This window comes from Hydrogenophaga sp. UC242_50 (assembly GCF_042697355.1).
Lineage (GTDB): Bacteria > Pseudomonadota > Gammaproteobacteria > Burkholderiales > Burkholderiaceae_C > Hydrogenophaga.
In genome coordinates this window covers 417,217-437,494 of the sequence record NZ_CP170553.1, presented here as the reverse complement: position 1 = coordinate 437,494, position 20,278 = coordinate 417,217, and the positions used below count along the sequence as shown (strand labels likewise).

Below are 20,278 nucleotides of genomic sequence, written 5' to 3'. Positions count from 1 at the left end.
GCCTGTTGCCCTCACCAGCCGCCGGAAGCGCCGCCGCCGCCGAAATTGCCGCCACCGCCCGAGCTGAAACCACCACCGCCAAAACCCCCTCCGCGTCCTCCGCCCCCACCTCCGAAGCCGCCACCGCCCCAGCCGCCGCCACGCCCACCGCGGCCGGAGCCTCCCGAAGTGGGTGCCGGCAGGAACTGCAGGAACAGCGCGGCCAGCATGCCGAGCAGGCCGGCGCCGATGCGCACCCAGACCACGGCGGTCAGCACCCAGGCCAGGCCACCGGCACCGATGCCCGTGAACACCGTGCCCAGCTTGTTGCCGAAGATGCCGCGCAGCACGGCCGAGAACATGGGCACGGCAAAGACCAGGAACACCAGCACCTCCATGCCGTCGAAATCGTCGAGGCCGGCGCCATCGCGCGTGGCCTGTTCCGCAGGCAGGGGCAGGTTCTCTCCCCGGATGCGCGCCAGGATCTGATCGACCCCGGCCTCGATGCCGGCGGCGTAGTTGCCGATGCGGAACGCGGGCGTCACCGCGCCGTCGATGATGCGCTTGGCGATCAGGTCGGGAATCGCGCCTTCCAGCGCCTTCGCGGTGGCGATGCGCAGGCGCCGGTCGTCCTTGGCGATCACGAACAGCACGCCGTCGCCCACATCGCGCCGGCCGATCTTCCAGGCGTCGCCCAGGCGCTGCGTGTAATCGGCGATGTCTTCGGGTGCGGTGGTGGCGCACCATCACCACCACCACCTGCGAGCCGTTCGTCTTTTCAAAGGCCGCGAGCTTGGCCTCGATGGCGGCGAGGCTCGCCACATCGAGCGTGCCCGTCTGGTCGATCACGCGCGCGCGCAATTCGGGGATGGGCTGCAGGCCTTGCGCCAGCGCCCAGGAGGGGAAGAACCAGAGCCCCAGGGCGGCCAGCAGCCACCGGGCCAGGCGCAGCGTCATGGCTTCTTGAAGTCCACCGTGGGCGGTGTCGAGATCGCGGCCTCGTTGGCGACCTGGAAGTTGGCCTTGGGGCTGTAGCCGAAGACCATCGCGGTGAGGTTGGTGGGGAAGCTGCGCGCGAGCACGTTGTACTCCTGCACGGTCTGGATGTAGCGGTTGCGCGCCACGGTGATGCGGTTCTCGGTGCCTTCGAGCTGCACGCGCAGGTCGCTGAAGCCCTGGTTGGCCTTGAGGTTGGGGTACTGCTCCACCACCACCATCAGGCGGCTGAGCGCGCTGCCCAGTTCGCCTTGCGCGGCCTGAAACTGCTGCATCGCAGCCGGGTTGTTCAAGGTCTCGGGCGTGACCTGGATCGACGTGGCCTTGGCGCGGGCCTCGATCACGCGGGTGAGCGTTTCCTGCTCGAAGTTGGCCTCGCCCTTGACGGTGGCGACGATGTTGGGGATCAGGTCGGCTCGGCGCTGGTATTGGTTGAGCACCTCCGACCAGGCCGACTGGCTCTGCTCGTCCAGGCGCTGGAAGTCGTTGTACCCACAGCCCGTGAGGCTGGTGGCGAGCAACAGGGCGGCGGCCCCGGTGGACAGGCGTCGAATGGATGTGCGCATAAAACCTCCGCTGGATGAGATCAGGTCGATCAGCGGGAATATACCCGGGGGTGCACCCGGGCAACCGGGCACTGGCGGCAAAATAGCCCACATGCGAAAACCCAAACTGCCCCCCGGTTCGGCGGACGACACGGAGGCGGCCTTCTACGACGCGCTGCAACACGCCGACATCGAGCGCCTCATGGCCTGCTGGGCGGACGAGGACGACATCGTGTGTGTGCATCCGGGTGGTCCCCGGCTCGTGGGGCACGCCGCGGTGCGCGCCGCGTTCGAGACCATGTTCGCCAGTGGCAGCGTGCAGGCCCAGCCCGAGAAGGTGCGCCGGCTCGATGCCGGTGGCTGCAGCGTGCACAGCGTGGTCGAGCGCGTGGCCGTGATGACGGACGATGGCATGCAACACGCCTGGGTGGTGGCGCACCAACGTCTATGCCAAGACCGCCCAGGGCTGGCGCATGGTCGCGCACCACGCCAGCCCCGGCTCACGCACCGAGCCGCTCGAGGCCTTCACCACCCAGCCGGTGCTGCATTGAAGTCCGACCGCTTTTCCTACCGCGCGCCGTGGTGGTTGCCCGGAGGCAACCCGCAGACGGTGTGGGCCGCGCTGGCCAGCCGCCGCCATTTCGGACCGCCGCCGCGCTGGAAGCGCAGCCGATGGAAGACGCCCGATGGCGACTTCATCGACGTGGACCAGGCCTTGCACAGCAGCGCGCAGGAGGCGCCCCTGCTGGTGCTGTTCCACGGGCTGGAGGGTTCTTCCGCGAGCCAGTACGCCGTGGCCTTCGCCGATTTCTCCGCCGCCCACGGCGTGGCCTACGCGGTGCCCCACTTCCGGGGATGCTCGGGCGAACTCAACCACGCGCCACGCGCCTACCACTCGGGTGACTTCCAGGAGATCGACTGGATCCTGCGCCGTTTTGCCGAGGAACACCCGGGCCGGCCGCTGATCGCCGTGGGCGTGTCGCTGGGTGGCAATGCGCTGATGCGCTGGGCCGGTGAGATGGGCACGGAAGCGACCTCCTGCGTGCGCGCCATTGCATCGGTGTGTTCCCCGCTGGACCTGGCCGCGGGCGGCCACGCCATCGGGCGCGGCTTCAACCGCGTGGTCTACACCCGCATGTTCATGCGCTCCATGGTGCCCAAGGCGCTCGGCAAGCTGGAGCAGCACCCTGGCTTGTTCGACCGGCAGAAGCTGCTGGCCGCGCGCGACCTCTACGAGTTCGACAACCTTTTCACCGCGCCCCTGCACGGCTTCAAGGACACGACCGACTACTGGGCGCGTGCCTCGGCCAAGCCGGTGCTTCACAGCATCCGCGTGCCCGCGCTCGCGCTCAATGCGCGCAACGACCCCTTCGTGCCCGCCGAGTCCCTGCCGACCCAGCAGGACGCGGGCCATCACGTCACCCTGTGGCAGCCCGAGCAGGGTGCGCATGTGGGCTTTCCGGTCTCGTACGGACCCCTTGGCCTTCCCGGGCATGTGCGCGCGATGCCCGAGGCCGTGGGAAACTGGCTGCTCGCCCACCTTTGAGGAGCCTCGCCATGGACGACATCGTCAAGGCCGCGATGGCCAAGTGGCCCAATGTGCCGCACTGTTATGGCTGGCTGGGCCTGGATGCCCGCGGCAACTGGTACATGCGCGACGACCGCACGCAGGCGCAAGGGCTTTTCCCCGCCAGCAAGGGCTCGCTGCTCAAGCACGACAAGCTCATCGAGTTCATCCACCGCAACTACGCGGCCGACGCGCAAGGCCAGTGGTACTTCCAGAACGGGCCGCAGCGCGTGTACGTCGAACTCGAGGCCACGCCGTGGATCTGGCGCCTGCAGCCCGAGGGTGGTGTGTTGTCCCACACCGGCCTGCCGGCGCGCGTGCAGGAAAGCCTGCTGGACGAATTGGGCCGGCTGTACCTGGTGACCGATCTGGGTGTCGGGCTGGTGCACAGCGCCGACATGAACCTGGCCGCCGACGCGGTCGAAGCCGGCCGCTGGCGCCCGGCCGAGGTGCGCGCCGATGCGCTGCCAGCGCGGTTCGGCTTCATTCCCCATCCCCAGGCGCTACAAGCCGCCTGAGGGCGGCCGCGCGCGGGCACAAAAAGCCGGCACGGGGCCGGCTTTTTGGGGGAAGGGGACGCGCCTTACTTCACCGCGTTCAGCATGTACTGCACGGCGGCCTTGATGTCGGCCTCCGCGGCGGCGCCTGCGCCGCCCTTGGGAGGCATCGCACCCTTGCCCTTGATGACCGTGGCGGTCAGGGTGTCCAGGCCAGCGCCCACGCGGGGTGCCCAGGCGGCCTTGTCGCCGAACTTCGGTGCACCGGCCACGCCGGCCACGTGGCACACGGCGCAAGCCTGCTTGTACAGGGCCTCACCGGCGCCAGCGGCCACGGTGGCCGAGGCGGCAGGTGCCGGCGCAGCGGCAGCGGGCGCCGGAGCCGCTGCGGCCACGGCAGGAGCGGGGGCAGGCGTTGCAGCGGCCGCAGGGGCTGCTGCAGCGGCGGGTGCCGGTGCCTGGGGCTCGGGGAACTTGCCGCCAGCGGCGTTGGCCAGGTGCACCACGGCGCGGCCGATCTCGGTGTCGCGGAACGCGCCGCCGCCTTGCGCGCCCATGGCGCCCTTGCCCTTGAGGGCGGAGGTCAGCAGGGCTTCATAGCCGGTGGCGATGCGGGGGCCCCAGGCGGCGGCGTCGCCGAACTTGGGCGCACCGGCCAGGCCCGCCGCATGGCAGGCCGCGCACTGGGCGGTGTACACCGACTCGCCGGAAGCCAGCGGGCGGTTGGCGTCGCGCAGCTCCACCGTGCCCACGCGCTGGATGCGCTGGGCAACGGCTTGCTCCATGTCCACCGCGCCGGCCGCCGGCTTGTTGGCCGAGACCACGTAGTACACCAGGCCGATGATGATGAAGATGGGCGCGACGAACGCAAAGAAGGCCGTCCACATCAACTGGGTTGGCGTCTTGATGGGACCGGTATGGTGTTCTTCGTGCGCGTGGTCGCTCATGATGTCCTCAGGGGGTGGCGAAGCAAGGCCTGTTCGGGTGTGGGGCGTGCCCGTGTCAGGCCGGGCAAACAGCCTTGGATTATAGCCAAGCCCCCTTGGCACCCACCGAGCGCCGCCCCCTCGGCTGATAGAATCGCTGGCGTTGCGGCTGTAGCTCAGTGGATAGAGTATTGGCCTCCGAAGCCAAGGGTCGTGGGTTCGATCCCCGCCAGCCGCACCAACCACGTTCAAGCCCTTGAGTTGCCTCAAGGGCTTTGTCGTTTCCGAGGAGGCTCTTTCGAGGGTTGCTCACAGCTGCTGTGCCCAAGGGTGTGGACAACCCCTGGGACAACTGCCGCAGGCCGCGGCCCGCCTGGCGGCGCGAGCGATGCTCAAAAAAAGGGCATGACAAAGCGGGTCTGACCGTGCCCGCGGCGCCGATATCAGTACGGCCGCCCGTCCTTGTGCGTGAAGGCCCAACGGCCGTCGACCTGCACGGCCCGCAGGTCGTCTTCCGGGTAGCTGACCTCGTCGCCTTCGCTGCGGTCACCCACCTCCAGGTACAGCACCGGCTCATCGGTTTCGTTCACCAGCTTGTGGCCGTTGCCGCTGCCGGCCGGAAAACCCGCGCACATGCCGGGCGACAAGGGCGTGGCGCCCTCGTCGGTGTACAGCGTCGGGTGCCCAGCCAGGATGTAGACGAACTCGTCCTGCCGGCTGTGGGCGTGGCGCAGCGCCGACACCGACTTCGGCGGCAGGGTCGTGTGGTTGACCCCGAAGTGTTTCAGGGCAAACAAGTCGCCCAGGGGACGCTTGACGCGCCCGGCCACGCGGGCCGCAAAAGGCTCGGGATAGTTCGAGGGCTTGGTGCGCGCCGGGGCGTCGGCGGCCACCACGGCCAGGGGTTTCGAGTCGGTGGGCATGGGAAGGCATTGTGGGCGGGCGCTGAAAAGCGGGCAAGAGCGGGCCCTCTTCGGCGCATCGCCGCCAGGCGGGTGGCTCAAGATCGTGGCCAATCCGCCGATGCCCTGGGGGTGGTGGCGCTGGGCCATGACCGCCAAAAGCGGGCTGGCCCGGGACGCCGATCCCCTTACTCCTCCAGAAAGTTCTCCCGCATGAAACTCAACGACATCAAGGTTGGCAGCCGCCTGGCCATCGCCTTCGGACTGGTTCTGCTGATCACGGCCCTGATGGCCGGCATCGGCGTCTGGCGCCTGCAGGAGCTGGTGCAGACCACGCGCACGCTGGCCGGGGAAGACAACGAAAAACTGCAGCTGGCCGCGCGCTGGCGCCAGACCATCGACATCAACTGGGTGCGCACCCGCGCGGCCATCCTGGATTCCGACACCAGCCGCATCGCCACGTGGCAGGCGGACATGGACGAGACCTCCAAGATCTCGCAGGCCTCGCGCGATCGCATGGTCGAGCTGGTCAAGTCCGACACCGGCAAGAAGATGATCGCCGACATCGACGCCGCGCGCGAGGCCTACCGCACGCCGCGCGGTGTCGTGATGAAGGCGCGCATGGCCGGTGAAGACATGAGCGCCGCGCTGGACCGCGACCTCAGACCCCTGGCCGAGGCCTATATCAACACCATCCTGAAACTGGAGCAGCGCCAGCAGGGCATCTACGACGCGGCCTTGAAAGAAGCCGAAGAGATGGCTGCGAATGGCCGCACCATCCTGATCATGGGCGGCGTGCTCGCGACCCTGCTGGGCGCGGCGGCCGCCTTCGTGCTCAGCCGTTCGATCACCGTGCCGCTGCGCCAAGCCGCCGAAACCGCGCGCCTGATCGCCGACGGCGACCTCACGCGCGCCATCCCCGCCGAGGGCCGCGACGAAGCCGCCCAGTTGCTGCAGGCCCTCAAGGGCATGCAGGACAGCCTGGGCCGCGTGGTCTCCAACGTGCGCGGCAACGCCGAGGGCGTGGCAGTCGCCAGCGCCGAGATTGCCCAGGGCAACAACGACCTGTCGGCCCGCACCGAGCAGCAGGCCAGCGCGCTGGAGGAGACCGCCGCGTCCATGGAGCAGCTCAGCTCCACCGTGCGCCAGAACGCCGACAACGCGCAGCAGGCCAACCAGCTCGCGATGAGCGCCTCCACCGTGCGCACGCAGGGGGGCGAGGTGGTCGCCCAGGTGGTGGACACCATGCGCGACATCAACGACAGCAGCCGCAAGATCGCCGACATCATCGGCGTGATCGACGGGATCGCGTTCCAGACCAACATCCTGGCGCTGAACGCGGCGGTGGAAGCCGCGCGCGCCGGCGAGCAGGGCCGGGGCTTTGCGGTGGTGGCCGGCGAGGTGCGCAACCTCGCGCAGCGAAGCTCGGAAGCCGCCAAGGAAATCCGCGGCCTGATCACCGCCAGCGTGGAGCGCGTGGAGCAGGGCAGCTCGCTGGTCGACCGTGCCGGCGTGACCATGACCGAGGTGGTGAACTCGATCCGCCGCGTCAACGACATCATGGGCGAGATCAGCGCGGCCAGCCAGGAGCAGAGCTCGGGCGTGGCTCAGGTCGGCGAGGCCGTCACGCAGATGGACCAGGCCACGCAGCAGAACGCGGCGCTGGTGGAAGAGAGCGCGGCCGCGGCCTCCAGCCTCAAGACCCGCGCCGAGCAGATGGTGCAGGCCGTGGCGGTGTTCAGGCTCTCGTCGGGCTGAGCCAGCGGCGCAGCGACAGCCAGGCAAAGACCGCGCCCACGGCGGCGCCGGCCAGCACGTCCAGGAACACGTGCTGGCGGATCGCCATCGTGGACCAGACGATCACCCCGCAATGCAATACGCTGAGCCAGCGCAGCGCGGCCGGCGCGCCGGTCTCCCGGAAGATGCGCTGGAACCAGAAGGCCGAGAACACCGCCGAACCCACGTGCAGCGAGGGACAGGCGTTGCCCGAGGCGTCGATGCCTTTCAGGAAGGCCAGCCGGGGATGCTGGGACCAGTCGATGTCGGTCAACGGTGTCTGGGTCGGGGCCAGCCAGAACAGCGCCAGGCAGAACACGCACAGCGCGCCCACCCACAGGCCGTAGCGCAGCAGCTCGCGCAGGTTGGGCAGCAGGGCCGGTGCCAGCGACACGTAGACCCACAGCGACACGTAGGCGTAGAAGGCGCCGGGCAGGAACGGTACCCAGTCGTCCACCACGAGCATGGGCATCATGAGCGGTTCGGCCATCGGGTGGTGCAGCACCCAGAAGTAGGCCTGGAAGAACAACACCATGAACGCCATGGTGCCGAAGGCCTTGAGGTACCACAGCGTGACGAACCGGGACAGGAGCTGGCGGTACCAGGCGCGTTCGGTGGGGGTGGGCATGGGTGTGGGTGGGGCCGGCGCAGGGGGCCGGCCTAATGTACGACACGCGTGTGACAGCCGGCCTTCCTGTAGCCCCTTTGTATAATCCCATGCCCTGTGAAGCAAGGGCGGCGCGCCCGCCCAAGGCCGTACCAGAACCCCAAGACGGTCTTTGCTTCGGAGGAGTTCCCCCCATGTTCGTTTTTGCGCATCGGCTTGCGTGCAGGCCCCACCGTGCCAGTCTCATCCTTGGGCAATTTTCATGAGCTCCACTGAACTGATCCGCACCTTCCTCGTCGACCGCCTGGGTGTCCAGCCCGATCAGGTGCTGCCCGATGCCTTGCTGGCCGAGCTCGGGGTGGACTCGCTGATGCTGGCCGAACTGATGTTCGAAGCCGAGGACCGGCTGGGCATCGACATCCCCTCCGACGTGCAGCCGCCCAAGACGGTGGCAGAGATGCAGGCCGTGATCGATTCGCTGGCCGCGCTCAAGGCCGGTTGAACATGCGCCCCCACCGCGTCGCGATCACCGGCATCGGGGTGATCAGCCCCTACGGCGGTGATGCCCGGGATTTCTTCGAACGCCTGCTGGCCGGGGAATCCGCCGTGCGCCACCTGCGGGTGACGCAGGACCTGCCGCGCCCGCTGTCCCACCCGTTCGTGGGCTGCGCCGGCTTCGACCCCGAGGCCGCGCTGGGCAAGCCGCTGGCGCTGATGATGGAGCGTTTCGCCCAGCTCGGCGTGGCCGCGGCCTTCCAGGCCTGGGAGCAGGCCGGCCTGCCGCGCCAGGCCACGGACACCGAGGGCGCCGAGCGCGAGGCCTGGGGCTGCATCTGGGGCACCGCCCTGGGCGGCCTGGAGGCGCACGAGCGCGGTGGCCGCGATCTGTGGATCCGGGGGCGCGAGCGCGTCTCGCCGCTGTCGGTGGTGCAGGGCATGAACAACGCGGTCAACGCCCACATCTCCATCCAGCTCGGCCTGGGCGGCGTGAGCACCAGCCACACGGCGGCCTGCGCGTCCTCCAGCATCGCCATCGGCGAGGCCTTCCGGCGCGTGCGCAGCGGTGAGGCCACGGTGATGGTCACCGGTGGCTCCGACGTCTGCCAGTCCTACAGCGTGTTGCGCGCCTGGGACGCCATGCGCGTGATGGCACCCGGCGACGCCGACACCGCGCCCGCCGCCTGCCGCCCGTTCGCGGCCGACCGCGCCGGCCTCGTGCTCGGCGAAGGCGGGGCGGCGCTGGTGCTGGAGGCCTGGGACCACGCGGTCGCCCGCGGCGCGACCATCCATGGTGAAATCGTGGGCTATGGCACCAGTTGCGATCACAGCCACCTGGTCCGCCCGCACCGGCAGGGCCAGGTGCGCGCCCTGCGCGCCGCGCTGGCCGACGCCGGCCTGGCGCCGGCCGAGATCGGCTACGTCAACGCCCACGGCACGGCCACCCCCGAGGGCGACCCGGTGGAGGTCGCGGCCCTGTGCGAGGTGTTCGGCGACGGCGCCGCGGAGTTGCCCGTGAGCGCCACCAAATCCATGCACGGCCACCTGCTCGGCGCCGCCGGCGCGATCGAGGCCGTGCGCCACCGTGCTGGCGCTGCGTGAGCAGGCCATCCCGCCCACCGCCCACCTGGCCGGTCGCATCGACCCCGCCTGCGAGGGCGTGGACCACGTGCTGCAAGGCCGCCGCCAGGTGCCGCTGCGCGCGGCGCTGTCCAATTCCTTTGCCTTCGGTGGCAGCAACGCCGTGCTGGCGTTCCGCGCGCCGCCCCTTTGAAGACCCCTTTTCCCGAGTGACCGTCATGACCCAACCCGTCTCCCCTGAAACCGTCGATGCCCTCTGGCCCGAGGTGGTCGCGCTGATCATCGAAGCCCTCAACATGGAGCTCGCGCCCGCCGAGGTGGATCCCGACGGCCCCTTGTATGGCGACGGCATGGGCCTGGACTCCATCGACATGCTGGAGATCTCGCTCGTCATTTCCAAACGCTATGGCTTCCAGATGCGTTCGGACAACGAGGACAACGAGAAGATCTTCGCTTCGCCGCGCGCCCTGGCCGCCCACATCGCCAGCCAGCGCACCCAGTGAGATGACCGCTTCCACGCTGCTGCGGGACCTCGGCGCGCTGCTCCTGATGGTGGCCTGGGTGATCGCGGCGCACGTGGGCAGCAACGGCTGGGGCAATGCCGACTTCAACGCCGCCGTGGCCGTGCTGCCCATCGCCGTGGCCGTGCTGATGGCGCTGTGGCGGCTGCCCCATTGGGCCGTGCGCGGGGCCGGCGTGCTGGCGCTGGGCGCCTTGCTGGCCTGGCTCTGGCCGCGGCTGCGCCACAACGTGGCCCTGCTGTACTACATCCAGCACCTGGGCATCCACATCGCGCTGGGCGTGCTGTTCGGCAAGTCGCTGATCGGCCCCGGCGACGCCCTCATCACCCGCATGGCGCGGCGCATCTTCGGGTCCGAGCTGTCCGAGCGCAAGCTGCGCTACACGCGCGGCGCCACGCTGGCCTGGACGATCTTCTTCTTCGCCAACGCGCTGGTCTCCACCGGGCTCTTCATCTGGGCGCCGCCAGCCATCTGGTCGATCCACGCCAACGTGCTGACCGGTCCGCTGATTGGCCTCATGTTCCTGGGTGAGCACCTCGTCCGCCTGCGGGTGCTGCCGCCGCACGAACGCCCGGGCCTGGCCGACATCCGGCGGGCCTACCAGCGCGAGTCGGCGCGCCGCAGCGCCGCGCCACCACCGCCATGAACGACACCCTGCCGTTGATCGGGGCCCACGGGCTCGACGATGTGTTCGCCTGGCGCGCGCAGGGCGCGGTGCGCGTGCGCGAGTTCCTGGCCGACGCGCACGCACTCGCCGCCCGCCTGCCCGAGGGCGGCTGGCTGCTCAACGTGTGCGAAGACCGCTACCACTTCGCGGTCGGTTTCGCCGCCGGACTGCTGGCGGGCAAGGTCAGCCTGCAGCCCTCGTCGCAGTCGCCCGAAACGCTGCAGCGCCTGGCGGCCGACTACCCCGGCGTGTCCTGGCTTGGCGACCGCCCCGGGGCGGTGCCCGACCTGCCCGGCCTGGTGTTCCCCGATCTTTCCGTGCAGCCCCGGCCCGAGATCCACGACATGCCCCGGCTGGACGCCGAGCGCGTGGTCGCCATCCTGTTCACCTCGGGCTCGACCGGCCTGCCCCAGCCGCACCGCAAGACCTGGGGGAAGCTGGTGCTCAACGGCCGCGCCGAGGCCACGGCCCTCGGCCTCATGCAACGGCCGCAATCCATCGTGGGCACCGTGCCCATCCAGCACAGCTACGGTTTCGAGTCGACCTTTCTGATCGCGCTGCACGGCGGCTGCCAGTTCGCGGCCGGCAAACCCTTCTACCCGCAGGACATCGTGGCCGCGCTGGACGCCGTGCCGCGCCCGCGCATGCTGGTGACCACGCCGTTCCACCTCTCCGCGCTGCTGGCCTCGGAACTGCCGCTGCCGCCCATGGACCTGGTGCTCTCGGCCACCGCGCCGCTCAGCCCCGATCTCGCGCGCCGCGCCGAAGAACGCTGCGGCGCGCCGGTGCACGAGATCTACGGCTCCACCGAATCCTCCGCGCTGGCCAGCCGCCGCACGCTCGACGGCGCGGCCTGGCGGCTCATGGAGGCCGTGCACCTGGAGCACGAGGGCGACACCACCTACGCCAGCGGCGGGCATGTCGAAGGCCGCGTGCCGCTGGCCGACATCATCGAGTCCGGCACCGAGGGCTGTTTCCTGCTGCACGGCCGCCACGCCGACCTGATCAACATCGCCGGCAAGCGCACCTCGCTGGCCTACCTGAACCACCAGATCGGCGCGCTGCCCGGCGTGGTGGACGCGGCCTTCTTCCTGCCCGATGAGCTCGGCGACGACGGCGTGACGCGCCTGACCGCCTTCGTGGTCGCGCCCACGCTGGACGCCCGCGCGCTCATGGCCGGCCTGCGCCAGCGGCTGGACGCGATCTTCCTGCCGCGCCCGCTGGTGTTCGTCGAGGCGCTGCCGCGCAACAGCACCGGCAAGCTGCCGCGCCAGGCCTTGCAGGCGCTCTACACCGAGAAAGTGGGCCCTGGCCATGGACGAGGCTGAGTTCCACTGGGCCGTGCCGCCCGACCACCCGGCCTTCGCCGGGCACTTCCCGGCGCGCCCCATCGTGCCGGGCGTGGCGCTGCTCGATCAGGCGATCGTGTTCGCGGGACAGATGCGCCAACGCCCGTGGCAGGGCGGGTGGCAGGTCGCGCAGGCCAAGTTCTTCGTGCCGGTCGGGCCGTCCCAGGTGCTGCGCTTCGCGCTGCAGACCACGCCGCGCGGCGCCATCGCCTTCAGCGTGAGCTGCGAAGGCCGCGAAGTGGCGGCGGGCAGCCTCGTGCCCCCGGCGCCATGAGGGGCGACACGCCACCCGAGTGGATGCGCCAGCGCGAACGCAGCCACCTTGGCGCGCTGCGCTTCATGGTCTGGCTCTCGCTCACGCTGGGCCGCCCCTTCGGCCGCCTGGTGCTGCGTTTCGTCACCCTGTACTTCGTGCTCTTCTCGCCCCGCGCGCGCCGCGCCGGCCGCGACTACCTGCGCCGCGCGCTCGGCCGTGCGCCCACCTGGCGCGACGGTTACCGGCACGTGTTCAGCTTCGCGAGCACCGTGCACGATCGCATCTACCTGCTCAATGACCGCTTTGATCTGTTCGACATCACGTTCGTGGGCGACGACGCGCTGCACGATATCTTGCAGCGCCAGCGCGGCGCCCTGCTGCTCGGCGCCCACCTGGGCAGCTTCGAGGTCCTGCGGGTGATGGCGCATGCCCGGGCCCACGTGCCCGTGGCGATGATGATGTACGAGGACAACGCGCAGAAGATCAACGCCATCCTCAACGCCATCAAACCGGGCGCCCAGCAGGACGTGGTGGCGCTCGGCCACCCCGATACCATGCTCAAGGCGCGCGACAAGCTCGACGACGGCCACCTGGTCGGCCTGCTGGCCGACCGTTCCCTCGCCAACGACAGCACGGCAGAATGCATGTTTCTGGGCGCGCCGGCGCGGTTCGCGGTCGGGCCCTGGCGCATGGCCGCCATGCTGCGCCGGCCGGTGTTCTTCATGGCCGGCCTGTACCTGGGCGACAACCGCTACGAACTGCGTTTCGAGCTGCTGGCCGATTTTTCCAACGTCGAGCGCGGCGAGCGCGACGCCGCCATCGCGCAGGCCATGCAGGCCTATGCCGACCGCCTGAGCGAACTCTGCCGCCGGGCGCCTTACAACTGGTTCAATTTTTACGATTTCTGGCAACGCACATGATCCGACGACTCTTCTGCGGCCTCGCGCTGCTGGGCTTCACCGCCCTGGCGCACGCCGCCCTCGATCTCGACCAGCTGATGGCCGAGCTCGCCCGCAACCCCGGCGGGCAGGCGAAGTTCGTCGAGAAGCGCCACCTCGCGCTGCTCGACAAACCCGTCATCGCCACCGGCGAGATGCGCTACACGCCGCCCGACCGGCTGGAGAAACGCACGCTCACGCCCCAGGTCGAGACCATGGTGCTCGACAAGGACACGCTCAGCGTGGAGCGCGACCGCCGCCGCATGACGATCCGCCTGAGCGCGCGCCCCGAAGTGGCCGCCTTCGTGGACAGCATCCGCAGCACGCTCGCGGGCGACCGCGCCGCGCTGGAGCGCCACTACAAGCTCTCGCTCAGCGGCAGCCTGGAGGCCTGGGTGCTCGTTCTGGTGCCCAACGACGAGCGCATCACCAGCCTGCTCAAAAGCATCACCGTCAAGGGCGTGCGCCAGCAGGTGCTGGGCATCGACTACCTGCAGGCCGACGGCGACCGCACCGAAATGACGATCGAGCCGACGCCATGACCCGAAGCGTGTGGCGTGCCCTGCTGATCTGGCTGGCGGCGATGGCCGTCGGCCTGGGCCTGTTGTGGAACACGCGTTTCTCGGCCGACGTCTCCTTCTTCCTGCCGTCCAAGCCCACGCCCGAGCAGTCGGTCATGGTGGACCAGCTGCGCGAGGGCGCGGTCTCGCGCCTGCTGATGCTGGCCATCGTCGGCGGCAGCGCCGACCAGCGCGCCGACGCCTCGCGCGCGCTGCGCGCCTCGCTCAAGGACGAGCCCAGCCTGGACACGGTGCAGAACGGCGAGGCGGAGGCGCTGGACGCCGCGCGCGATTTCCTGCTCGACCACCGTTACGTGCTCAGCGGCGCCGTCACGCCCGAGCGCTTCAGTGTGGAGGGCCTGCGCAGCGCGGTGAACCACAGCGTGGACCTGCTCAGCTCCTCGGCCGGCCTGCTGTTCAAGCCCTACCTGGCGCGCGACCCCACCGGCGAGCTGGTGGAACTGGTCTCGGGCCTGAACGCCGGCGTGCAGCCCAACGAGCAGGACGGCGTATGGGCCTCGCGCGACGGCGAACGCGCCATGCTGGTGGTGCAGACGCACGCGCTGGGCTCCGACACCGACGGCCAGGCCGCCGCCATCGACCTGATCCGCGAGCGCTTCGCGCAGGTCGTGCAGCAGCAGCCCGGCCTGCAGGCCCTGACGCTGGAGATGTCCGGCCCCGGCCTGTTCGCGGTGCGCGCGCGCGCCACCATCCAGGAAGAGGTCAGCCGCCTCTCGCTCATCAGCACGGCCATCCTCGCGGTGATGCTGGGCTTCGTCTACCGCCGTGGCCGCCTGATGTTGCTCACGCTGGTGCCGGTGCTCAGCGGCACCCTCGCGGCCATCGTGATGGTGGGCCTGGTGCACGGCACCGTGTTCGGCATCACCGTGGGCTTCGGCGCCGCGCTCATCGGCGAGGCGGTGGACTACGCCATCTACTACTTCGTGCAGTCGGGGCGGCAGGGCGTGGGGTCCTGGCGCGAGCAGTACTGGCCCACCATCCGCCTGGGCGTGCTCACCTCGGTGCTCGGTTTCGGCGCGCTGCTGTTCTCGGGTTTTCCGGGCCTGGCGCAGCTGGGCCTGTACGCCATCACCGGCGTGCTCACGGCCGCGCTGGTCACGCGCTACCTGCTGCCCCAGCTCGCGGGCCCGGGCGTGCACCTGCACGACGGCGCGCGCCAGGGCCGCCTGCTGCGCCCGCTGGTGGACCATGCCACCGTGCTGCGCTGGCCGTTGCTGGCGCTGGTGCTGGTCTCGTGCGTGTACCTGGTGCAGGAGCGCCACGATGTGTGGCAGTCCGACCTGTCCGCGCTGTCCACCGTGAGCCAGGCCGAAGGCGAACTCGATGCGCGGCTGCGCGGCGACTTGGGCGCGCCCGATGCGCGCTACATGGCCGTGATCACCGCGCCCGACCGCGAGAGCGCGCTGCAGGCCGCCGAGCGCGCGGGTGCCAAGCTGCGGCCGCTGGTCGAGCAAGGCCTCATCGGCGGTTTCGACACCCCGGCGCGTTTCCTGCCGAGCGAGGCCACGCAGGCCGCGCGCCGCGCCAGCCTGCCCACGCCCGACGAACTGCGCGAGCGGCTGCGCAGCGCGCTGGTGGACGCCCCGCTCTCGGCCGATCGCCTGCAGCCCTTCCTGGACGACGTGGCCGCCGCGCGCAGCGCACCGAACCTCACGCGCCAAGACCTCGAGGGCACGGGCCTGGGGCTGGCGGTGGACGCGCTGCTGATGCAACGCCCCAGCGGCTGGAGCGTGCTGCTGCCCCTGCGCCCCTCGGCCGAGGCCACGGGCGCGGACATCCCGGTGGCGGCCGTGCGCGAGGCGCTGGCCGGCAGCGGCGCGCTCTTCATCGACCTCAAGGGCGAATTCGACACGCTCTACGGCGAGTACATCGACGAGGCCATCGTGCTCTCGCTCGCGGGCTTTCTCGCCATCGTCGTGGCCATGGCCTTCGTGCAGCGCAGCGCGCTGCGGCTGGCCAGCGTGATGCTGCCGCTGGTGATGGCGGTGCTGGTCGTGATCGCCGGCCTGCACTTCTTCGGCGTGCGCCTGCACCTGCTGCACCTGGTGGGCATGCTGCTCACCGTGGCCGTGGGCTCCAACTACGCGCTGTTCTTCGACCGCCTCGCGCTCGGCGAGGTGCTGGACGACGAGACCCTGCTGTCCATCGGCGTGGCCAGCTTCACCACCGTCATCGGTTTCGGCGTGCTGGCCTGGTCGACGGTGCCGGTGCTGCACGCCATCGGCGTGACGGTGGGGCCGGGCGCGGTGCTGGCGCTGGTGCTGTCGGCGGCCTTCGCCGTCAGAAGGCCCGCGCCGTGAAGGCCTTGCGCACGGTCGGCACCTCGGGCGCTGCGCCGCAGCTGCTCGTGATGCTGCCCGGCGTTGGCGATGCGGCCCGAAGAGCTCTTCGAGGCCGGCTTCGCCGACGCCATCGAACGCCGGGGCCTGGCGCTGGACCTGCTGGCGGTGGACCTCAGCGGGCTCGGGCTCGACGCCGTCGACACCTGGGACGCCTTGCAGCACCAGGTGCTCACCCCGGCGCGCGAGCGCGGCGCGCGCGTGTGGCTGGGCGGCATCTCGCTCGGTGGCATGGTCGCCATGGCGCACCTGGCCGCGCGGCCCGGCGTGGCCGACGGCCTGTGCCTGCTCGCGCCCTACCCGGGCAGCCGCCCGAGCGTGAACGTGATCGAGCGCGCCGGGGGCATCGATCGCTGGCAGCCCAGCGCGCAGGACCTGCAGGATCCCGAGCTGCGCGTGTGGCAGTGGCTCCAGAACCCGCCGGCCGAGCTGCCGGTGTTCGTCGGCCACGGCACGGAAGACCGGTTCGCCGCGCGCATCGCGCAACTGGCCGAGCGCTTCCCGGCCGCCTCGCGCCACACCGTGCCGGGCGGGCACGACTGGTCGGCCTGGCGGCCGCTGTGGGCGCGTTTCCTCGATGCCGGGCACTTCCACTGACATCGCCACGAAGCGCTGGAGCCCATCCCCTTTCCTGAGCGCGAGCGCCGCCGTGCACGGGGCGGCCGTGCTCGGCACGCTGGCCGTGCCGGCCGCCTGGCCCTGGGCGGTGGGCGCGCTGGTGGCGCAACCACGCGCTGCTGGCCGGTGCCGGCCTGTGGCCGAGCTCGCGCCTGCTCGGGCCCAACCTGATCCGCCTGCCCGAGGCCTCGGTGCGGCGGCGCGAGGTCGCGCTGACCATCGACGACGGGCCCGACCCCGAGGTGACGCCGCGCGTGCTCGACCTGCTCGACGCCGCGAACGCGAAAGCCAGTTTCTTCTGCATCGGCCGCATCGCCGAACGGCACCCCGCGCTGTGCCGCGAGATCGTGCGGCGCGGCCACCGCGTGGAGAACCACGGGTACGCGCACAGCAACGCGTTTTCGCTGTTCGGCCCGGGCGCCATGCGGCGCGACATCGTGCGCGCGCAGGCCACGCTGGCCGACCTCACGGGCGAGGCGCCGCGCTTCTTCCGCGCCACCGCCGGCCTGCGCAACCCCTTCCTCGACCCGGTGCTGCACGGCCTGGGCCTCACGCTCGCCACCTGGACGCGCCGCGCCTACGACACCCGCACCGGCGACCCCGAGCGCGTGTTCCAGCGCCTCTCGCAACACCTGGGCCCGGGCGACATCGTGCTGATGCACGACGGCCACTGTGCCCGCACCCCCGCCGGTGAACCCGTCATTCTCGTGGTGCTGCCGCGCCTGCTGCAGACCCTCGCCGAGCGCCAGCTTCCTCCCGTCACCCTGAACCAAACCCTTCCCCCATGAGCCGTCAATCCGTCCAGCTGCTGGTCAACGAAGCCAGCCAGACCTTCCGCCCCAGCGGGCGCTTCGCCTACCACTACGCGCGCGGCAAGCTCGGTTACGACAGCATCTTCCACGAGATGCTGCGCCGCGGCCTGCTGCCCGAAGGCGGCCACTACCTCGACCTCGGCTGCGGCCAGGGCAGCCTGTTCGCCTGGCTGCTGGCCGCGCGCCGGCTGCACGAGCAGGGCCGCTGGCCGGCGGGCTGGGCGACGCCGCCACAGCCCAGGAAGCTGCGCGGCATTGAGCTCATGCAGCGCGACGTGGACCGCGCCGCGCGCGCCTTCGGCCCGCAGCACCCGGTGGTGCGGGTGGAGCAGGGCGACATGAACGCGGTCGACTTCGGCCGGCCCGACGCCATCCTCATCCTCGACGCGCTGCACTACTTCAGCCACGAGCAGCAGCGCGAGGTGCTCGCGCGCATCCGCCAGGCGCTGCCGCCCGGGGGCGTGTTCCTCACCCGCATCGGCGACGCGGGCGCGGGCCTGACCTACCGCATCTGCAACGGCGTGGACCGGCTCGTCACCTACACGCGCGGGCACCGCCTGCCGCGCCTGTACTGCCGCACCCTGCAGGACTGGGTGGCCGAGCTGCGGCAGCTGGGCTTCGTGGTCGAGACCGAGCCCATGAGCGGGCGCAAGCCCTTCGCCAACGTGATGCTGGTCTGCCGGGTACCGCACTGAGCGCGGGCGGTTTTCCTGCCACCATCTGAGACAATGCCCGAACCCGTTTTTGCCCCTGCCCGTGAAGCCCCTGCTGCTGTCCGCCTACACCGCCACCACCTGCCTGGGGGTGGGACTCGATGCCCACCGCGAGGCCGTGCGCCAAGGCCGCAGCGGGCTGCGGCCCTGCCATTTCGAAACCGTGGAACTGCCGACCTGGGTGGGTGAGATTCAGGGTGTGGACGCCCAGGCGCTGCCCGCCTCGCTGGCCGCCTACGACTGCCGCAACCACCGGCTGGCCTTGCTCGCGCTGCGCGCCGATGGTTTCGAAGACCGCGTGCGCGCCGCCGTGCAGCGCCATGGCGCGGGCCGCGTCGGCGTCTTCATGGGCACCAGCACCTCGGGCATCCTGGAGACCGAGCTCGCCTACCGCCAGCGCGACCCCGCCAGCGGCGCGCTGCCCGCCGCCTTCAGCTACGCCACCACGCACAACCCGTATTCGCTCAGCGAGTTCCTGCGCGAACACCTGGGCATCACCGGCCTGGCCATGACGATCTCCACCGCGTGTTCGTCCAGCGCCAAGGTGTTCGCCGCCGCCGCGCGCCAGATCGAGCTGGGCACGATCGACGCGGCCCTGGTCGGCGGCGTGGACTCGCTGTGCCTGACCACGTTGTACGGTTTCGCCTCGCTCGAACTCACCTCCGCCGAGCCCTGCCGACCCTACGATGCGGGGCGCGACGGCATTTCCATCGGTGAAGGCGCCGCCTACGCGCTGCTGGAGCGCGGCGCTGACGCCCCCGACGCGCAGGCCGTGTGGCTGCTGGGCGCGGGCGAATCCAGCGACGCGCACCACATGTCCGCGCCGCACCCCGAAGGCCTGGGCGCGAAGCTGGCCATGGAGGCCGCGCTGCGCTCGTCGTCCTTGAACGCGGGCGACATCCACTACATCAACCTGCACGGCACGGCCACGCCGGCCAACGACAGCGCCGAAGGCAAGGCCGTGGCCGCCGTGTTCGGTGACCGCGTGCCGTGTTCGTCCACCAAGGGCGCCACCGGCCACACCCTGGGCGCGGCCGGTGCGGTGGAAGCCGTGCTGTGCGCGCTCGCCCTGGTCGATGGCTATGTGCCCGGCAGCCCTGGCACGCGCGAGCGCGATCCCGCCATTCCGCTGCGCTACCAGCTGCAGGGCGAGCCCGCCGCGCTGCGCCACGCGCTCACCAACTCCTTCGGCTTCGGGGGCAGCAACTGCAGCCTGGTGTTCGGGAGGGTGCAGGCATGAACGCGCCCCTGACCGCCTGGATCACCGGCATCGGCCTGATCGCGCCGGGCCTGCCCGACTGGCCCAGTGCGCGCGCCGTGCTGCGCGGTGAGCAGGCCTGGGCGCCCGCGCCCTCGGTGCTGCCCACGCCCAGCCTGCTGCCGCCGGCCGAGCGCCGCCGCGCCAGCCGCGTGATCAAGCTCGCGCTGGGCATCGGCCTGGAAGCCGCGGCCGGTGCCGACGTGTCCACCCTGGCCACGGTGTTCAGCGCTTCGGGCTCGGACGGCCACAACTGCCACGCGCTGTGCGAGCAGCTCGCCACCGACGACCGCCACATCTCGCCCACGCGCTTCCACAACTCGGTGCACAACGCGCCCGCCGGCTACTGGGGCATCGCCACGAAGTCGATGGCGCCGTGCCAGGTGCTGTGCGCCCACGACGGCAGCTTCGGCGCCGGCCTGATCGACGCGCTCGGCCAGGTGGTGCTGGACCGCCAGGCCACGCTGCTGCTGGCCTACGACAGCGAGTACCCCGAACCCCTGTTCGCCAAGCGGCCCGTGCCGGACTGCGCGGGCGTGTCCCTTCGGCTGGAGTGCGAGCCCTCGCCGCAGGCGCTGGCGCGCATCACCGTGCAGACCACCGAAGCGCCCGCGCGGCCCCTGGAGCAGGCCACGCTGGAACCCTTGCGCGCGACCATTCCCGCGCTGCGTTCGCTGCCGCTGCTGGAGCGCCTGGCGCAAGGCCGCAGCGGCGAGGTCTGCATCGACTACCTGCCCGGCCTGCGGCTCGCGGTCCGGATCGACCCCGCATGAGCGCAGCGCCGGGCCGTTCCCAAGCAAGCTCGCACCGCGGCCCGCAGGGCGAAGGTGCGCCAGTGAACCCGGCCACGCTG

Annotated in this window: 22 protein-coding genes, 1 tRNA gene and 2 pseudogenes; 20 read left to right on the top strand and 5 right to left on the bottom strand. The window is 70.9% G+C overall.

Going from position 1 to position 20,278, the window contains the following annotated elements:
• Positions 1–11 precede the first annotated feature (11 nt).
• Positions 12–659, bottom strand: a complete 648-nt coding sequence (locus ACFJGX_RS02235) for a TPM domain-containing protein (protein WP_382328585.1) — start codon at positions 657–659, stop codon at positions 12–14.
• A 273-nt stretch (positions 660–932) separates the two neighbouring features.
• Complete coding sequence (locus ACFJGX_RS02230; protein WP_382322857.1) at positions 933–1,541, bottom strand: LemA family protein; 609 nt, start codon at positions 1,539–1,541, stop codon at positions 933–935.
• On the opposite strand from ACFJGX_RS02230, the pseudogene ACFJGX_RS02225 reads away from it, so the two are divergent.
• From ACFJGX_RS02225 to ACFJGX_RS02215, 3 genes and pseudogenes are all read left to right on the top strand, one after another.
• Positions 1,528–1,854 (top strand): annotated as a pseudogene (locus ACFJGX_RS02225) (YybH family protein); the annotation flags it as partial. The gene ACFJGX_RS02230 and the pseudogene ACFJGX_RS02225 sit on opposite strands and share 14 nt — an antisense overlap.
• A gap of 213 nt (positions 1,855–2,067) precedes the next feature.
• Positions 2,068–3,066, top strand: a complete 999-nt coding sequence (locus ACFJGX_RS02220) for a YheT family hydrolase (protein ID WP_382328583.1) — start codon at positions 2,068–2,070, stop codon at positions 3,064–3,066.
• 11 nt (positions 3,067–3,077) lie between these two features.
• On the top strand, positions 3,078–3,605 hold the full coding sequence (locus ACFJGX_RS02215) for a DUF2946 family protein (RefSeq protein ID WP_382322858.1): 528 nt from the start codon (positions 3,078–3,080) through the stop codon (positions 3,603–3,605).
• Between the two features lie 65 nt (positions 3,606–3,670).
• Here the strand turns inward: ACFJGX_RS02215 and ACFJGX_RS02210 are convergent, their stop codons facing one another.
• Positions 3,671–4,531: a c-type cytochrome gene (locus tag ACFJGX_RS02210; protein WP_382322859.1), complete on the bottom strand. Its 861-nt coding sequence runs from the start codon at positions 4,529–4,531 to the stop codon at positions 3,671–3,673.
• Between the two features lie 144 nt (positions 4,532–4,675).
• Here ACFJGX_RS02210 and ACFJGX_RS02205 point away from each other — a divergent pair.
• Positions 4,676–4,751, top strand: a tRNA-Arg gene (locus ACFJGX_RS02205).
• Positions 4,752–4,953: 202 nt separating this feature from the next.
• Here the strand turns inward: ACFJGX_RS02205 and ACFJGX_RS02200 are convergent.
• Positions 4,954–5,433, bottom strand: a complete 480-nt coding sequence (locus ACFJGX_RS02200; RefSeq protein WP_382327651.1) for a cupin domain-containing protein — start codon at positions 5,431–5,433, stop codon at positions 4,954–4,956.
• Between the two features lie 192 nt (positions 5,434–5,625).
• Between ACFJGX_RS02200 and ACFJGX_RS02195 the strand changes: the two genes are divergently transcribed.
• On the top strand, positions 5,626–7,170 hold the full coding sequence (locus tag ACFJGX_RS02195; protein ID WP_382327649.1) for a methyl-accepting chemotaxis protein: 1,545 nt from the start codon (positions 5,626–5,628) through the stop codon (positions 7,168–7,170).
• Here ACFJGX_RS02195 and ACFJGX_RS02190 read toward each other — a convergent pair.
• Positions 7,151–7,816, bottom strand: coding sequence for a phosphatase PAP2 family protein (locus tag ACFJGX_RS02190; RefSeq protein ID WP_382322861.1), 666 nt, complete (start codon positions 7,814–7,816; stop codon positions 7,151–7,153). The genes ACFJGX_RS02195 and ACFJGX_RS02190 overlap by 20 nt on opposite strands.
• Positions 7,817–8,057: 241 nt before the next feature.
• On the opposite strand from ACFJGX_RS02190, the gene ACFJGX_RS02185 reads away from it, so the two are divergent.
• The 15 genes and pseudogenes from ACFJGX_RS02185 to ACFJGX_RS02115 all read left to right on the top strand — a co-directional run bounded on the left by ACFJGX_RS02185 (position 8,058) and on the right by ACFJGX_RS02115 (position 20,198).
• Positions 8,058–8,297, top strand: coding sequence for an acyl carrier protein (locus ACFJGX_RS02185; protein ID WP_382322862.1), 240 nt, complete (start codon positions 8,058–8,060; stop codon positions 8,295–8,297).
• 2 nt (positions 8,298–8,299) lie between these two features.
• A complete protein-coding gene (locus ACFJGX_RS02180) occupies positions 8,300–9,394 on the top strand; it encodes a beta-ketoacyl-[acyl-carrier-protein] synthase family protein (RefSeq protein ID WP_382327647.1) in 1,095 nt (364 codons plus the stop codon).
• Complete coding sequence (locus ACFJGX_RS02175; RefSeq protein ID WP_382327645.1) at positions 9,378–9,566, top strand: hypothetical protein; 189 nt, start codon at positions 9,378–9,380, stop codon at positions 9,564–9,566. The genes ACFJGX_RS02180 and ACFJGX_RS02175 overlap by 17 nt, the downstream gene beginning before the upstream one ends.
• 25 nt (positions 9,567–9,591) lie before the next feature.
• Positions 9,592–9,876 (top strand): phosphopantetheine-binding protein, encoded by a 285-nt coding sequence (locus tag ACFJGX_RS02170; protein WP_291114403.1) that lies wholly within the window; start codon positions 9,592–9,594, stop codon positions 9,874–9,876.
• 1 nt (position 9,877) lies between these two features.
• Positions 9,878–10,540, top strand: coding sequence for a hypothetical protein (locus ACFJGX_RS02165; protein ID WP_382322864.1), 663 nt, complete (start codon positions 9,878–9,880; stop codon positions 10,538–10,540).
• Positions 10,537–11,889, top strand: a complete 1,353-nt coding sequence (locus tag ACFJGX_RS02160) for an AMP-binding protein (protein ID WP_382327643.1) — start codon at positions 10,537–10,539, stop codon at positions 11,887–11,889. The genes ACFJGX_RS02165 and ACFJGX_RS02160 overlap by 4 nt, the downstream gene beginning before the upstream one ends.
• Complete coding sequence (locus ACFJGX_RS02155; protein WP_382322866.1) at positions 11,876–12,184, top strand: hypothetical protein; 309 nt, start codon at positions 11,876–11,878, stop codon at positions 12,182–12,184. Before ACFJGX_RS02160 ends, ACFJGX_RS02155 begins: the two co-directional genes overlap by 14 nt.
• Positions 12,181–13,086 carry an acyl-CoA synthetase gene (locus tag ACFJGX_RS02150; RefSeq protein WP_382322867.1) on the top strand — a complete coding sequence of 302 codons (906 nt, stop codon included), beginning with the start codon at positions 12,181–12,183 and terminating at the stop codon, positions 13,084–13,086. The genes ACFJGX_RS02155 and ACFJGX_RS02150 overlap by 4 nt, the downstream gene beginning before the upstream one ends.
• A complete protein-coding gene (locus ACFJGX_RS02145) occupies positions 13,083–13,646 on the top strand; it encodes a LolA-related protein (RefSeq protein WP_382322868.1) in 564 nt (187 codons plus the stop codon). Before ACFJGX_RS02150 ends, ACFJGX_RS02145 begins: the two co-directional genes overlap by 4 nt.
• Positions 13,643–15,985: an MMPL family transporter gene (locus ACFJGX_RS02140; protein WP_382322869.1), complete on the top strand. Its 2,343-nt coding sequence runs from the start codon at positions 13,643–13,645 to the stop codon at positions 15,983–15,985. The genes ACFJGX_RS02145 and ACFJGX_RS02140 overlap by 4 nt, the downstream gene beginning before the upstream one ends.
• Before the next feature lie 69 nt (positions 15,986–16,054).
• Entirely contained in the window at positions 16,055–16,621 is a 567-nt protein-coding gene (locus tag ACFJGX_RS02135; RefSeq protein ID WP_382322870.1) for an alpha/beta fold hydrolase, read from the top strand.
• Positions 16,602–17,430, top strand: a pseudogene (locus tag ACFJGX_RS02130) (polysaccharide deacetylase family protein). The gene ACFJGX_RS02135 and the pseudogene ACFJGX_RS02130 overlap by 20 nt, the downstream one beginning before the upstream one ends.
• On the top strand, positions 17,427–18,149 hold the full coding sequence (locus tag ACFJGX_RS02125; protein WP_382322872.1) for a methyltransferase domain-containing protein: 723 nt from the start codon (positions 17,427–17,429) through the stop codon (positions 18,147–18,149). Before ACFJGX_RS02130 ends, ACFJGX_RS02125 begins: the two are co-directional and overlap by 4 nt.
• 61 nt (positions 18,150–18,210) lie before the next feature.
• The gene (locus tag ACFJGX_RS02120; RefSeq protein ID WP_382322873.1) at positions 18,211–19,407 is read left to right on the top strand and encodes a beta-ketoacyl-[acyl-carrier-protein] synthase family protein; all 1,197 of its coding nucleotides are present in this window, start codon (positions 18,211–18,213) and stop codon (positions 19,405–19,407) included.
• Positions 19,404–20,198, top strand: a complete 795-nt coding sequence (locus ACFJGX_RS02115) for a beta-ketoacyl synthase chain length factor (protein WP_382327641.1) — start codon at positions 19,404–19,406, stop codon at positions 20,196–20,198. The genes ACFJGX_RS02120 and ACFJGX_RS02115 overlap by 4 nt, the downstream gene beginning before the upstream one ends.
• Positions 20,199–20,278 lie beyond the last annotated feature (80 nt).

Coding starts and splice junctions, on each gene's coding strand:
- ACFJGX_RS02230 (WP_382322857.1), bottom strand. CDS start 1,541: ATGCGCACATCCATTCGACGCCTGTCCACCGGGGCCGCCGCCCTGTTG.
- ACFJGX_RS02215 (WP_382322858.1), top strand. CDS start 3,078: ATGGACGACATCGTCAAGGCCGCGATGGCCAAGTGGCCCAATGTGCCG.
- ACFJGX_RS02210 (WP_382322859.1), bottom strand. CDS start 4,531: ATGAGCGACCACGCGCACGAAGAACACCATACCGGTCCCATCAAGACG.
- ACFJGX_RS02200 (WP_382327651.1), bottom strand. CDS start 5,433: ATGCCCACCGACTCGAAACCCCTGGCCGTGGTGGCCGCCGACGCCCCG.
- ACFJGX_RS02195 (WP_382327649.1), top strand. CDS start 5,626: ATGAAACTCAACGACATCAAGGTTGGCAGCCGCCTGGCCATCGCCTTC.
- ACFJGX_RS02190 (WP_382322861.1), bottom strand. CDS start 7,816: ATGCCCACCCCCACCGAACGCGCCTGGTACCGCCAGCTCCTGTCCCGG.
- ACFJGX_RS02185 (WP_382322862.1), top strand. CDS start 8,058: ATGAGCTCCACTGAACTGATCCGCACCTTCCTCGTCGACCGCCTGGGT.
- ACFJGX_RS02180 (WP_382327647.1), top strand. CDS start 8,300: ATGCGCCCCCACCGCGTCGCGATCACCGGCATCGGGGTGATCAGCCCC.
- ACFJGX_RS02170 (WP_291114403.1), top strand. CDS start 9,592: ATGACCCAACCCGTCTCCCCTGAAACCGTCGATGCCCTCTGGCCCGAG.
- ACFJGX_RS02165 (WP_382322864.1), top strand. CDS start 9,878: ATGACCGCTTCCACGCTGCTGCGGGACCTCGGCGCGCTGCTCCTGATG.
- ACFJGX_RS02160 (WP_382327643.1), top strand. CDS start 10,537: ATGAACGACACCCTGCCGTTGATCGGGGCCCACGGGCTCGACGATGTG.
- ACFJGX_RS02155 (WP_382322866.1), top strand. CDS start 11,876: ATGGACGAGGCTGAGTTCCACTGGGCCGTGCCGCCCGACCACCCGGCC.
- ACFJGX_RS02150 (WP_382322867.1), top strand. CDS start 12,181: ATGAGGGGCGACACGCCACCCGAGTGGATGCGCCAGCGCGAACGCAGC.
- ACFJGX_RS02145 (WP_382322868.1), top strand. CDS start 13,083: ATGATCCGACGACTCTTCTGCGGCCTCGCGCTGCTGGGCTTCACCGCC.
- ACFJGX_RS02140 (WP_382322869.1), top strand. CDS start 13,643: ATGACCCGAAGCGTGTGGCGTGCCCTGCTGATCTGGCTGGCGGCGATG.
- ACFJGX_RS02135 (WP_382322870.1), top strand. CDS start 16,055: ATGCGGCCCGAAGAGCTCTTCGAGGCCGGCTTCGCCGACGCCATCGAA.
- ACFJGX_RS02125 (WP_382322872.1), top strand. CDS start 17,427: ATGAGCCGTCAATCCGTCCAGCTGCTGGTCAACGAAGCCAGCCAGACC.
- ACFJGX_RS02115 (WP_382327641.1), top strand. CDS start 19,404: ATGAACGCGCCCCTGACCGCCTGGATCACCGGCATCGGCCTGATCGCG.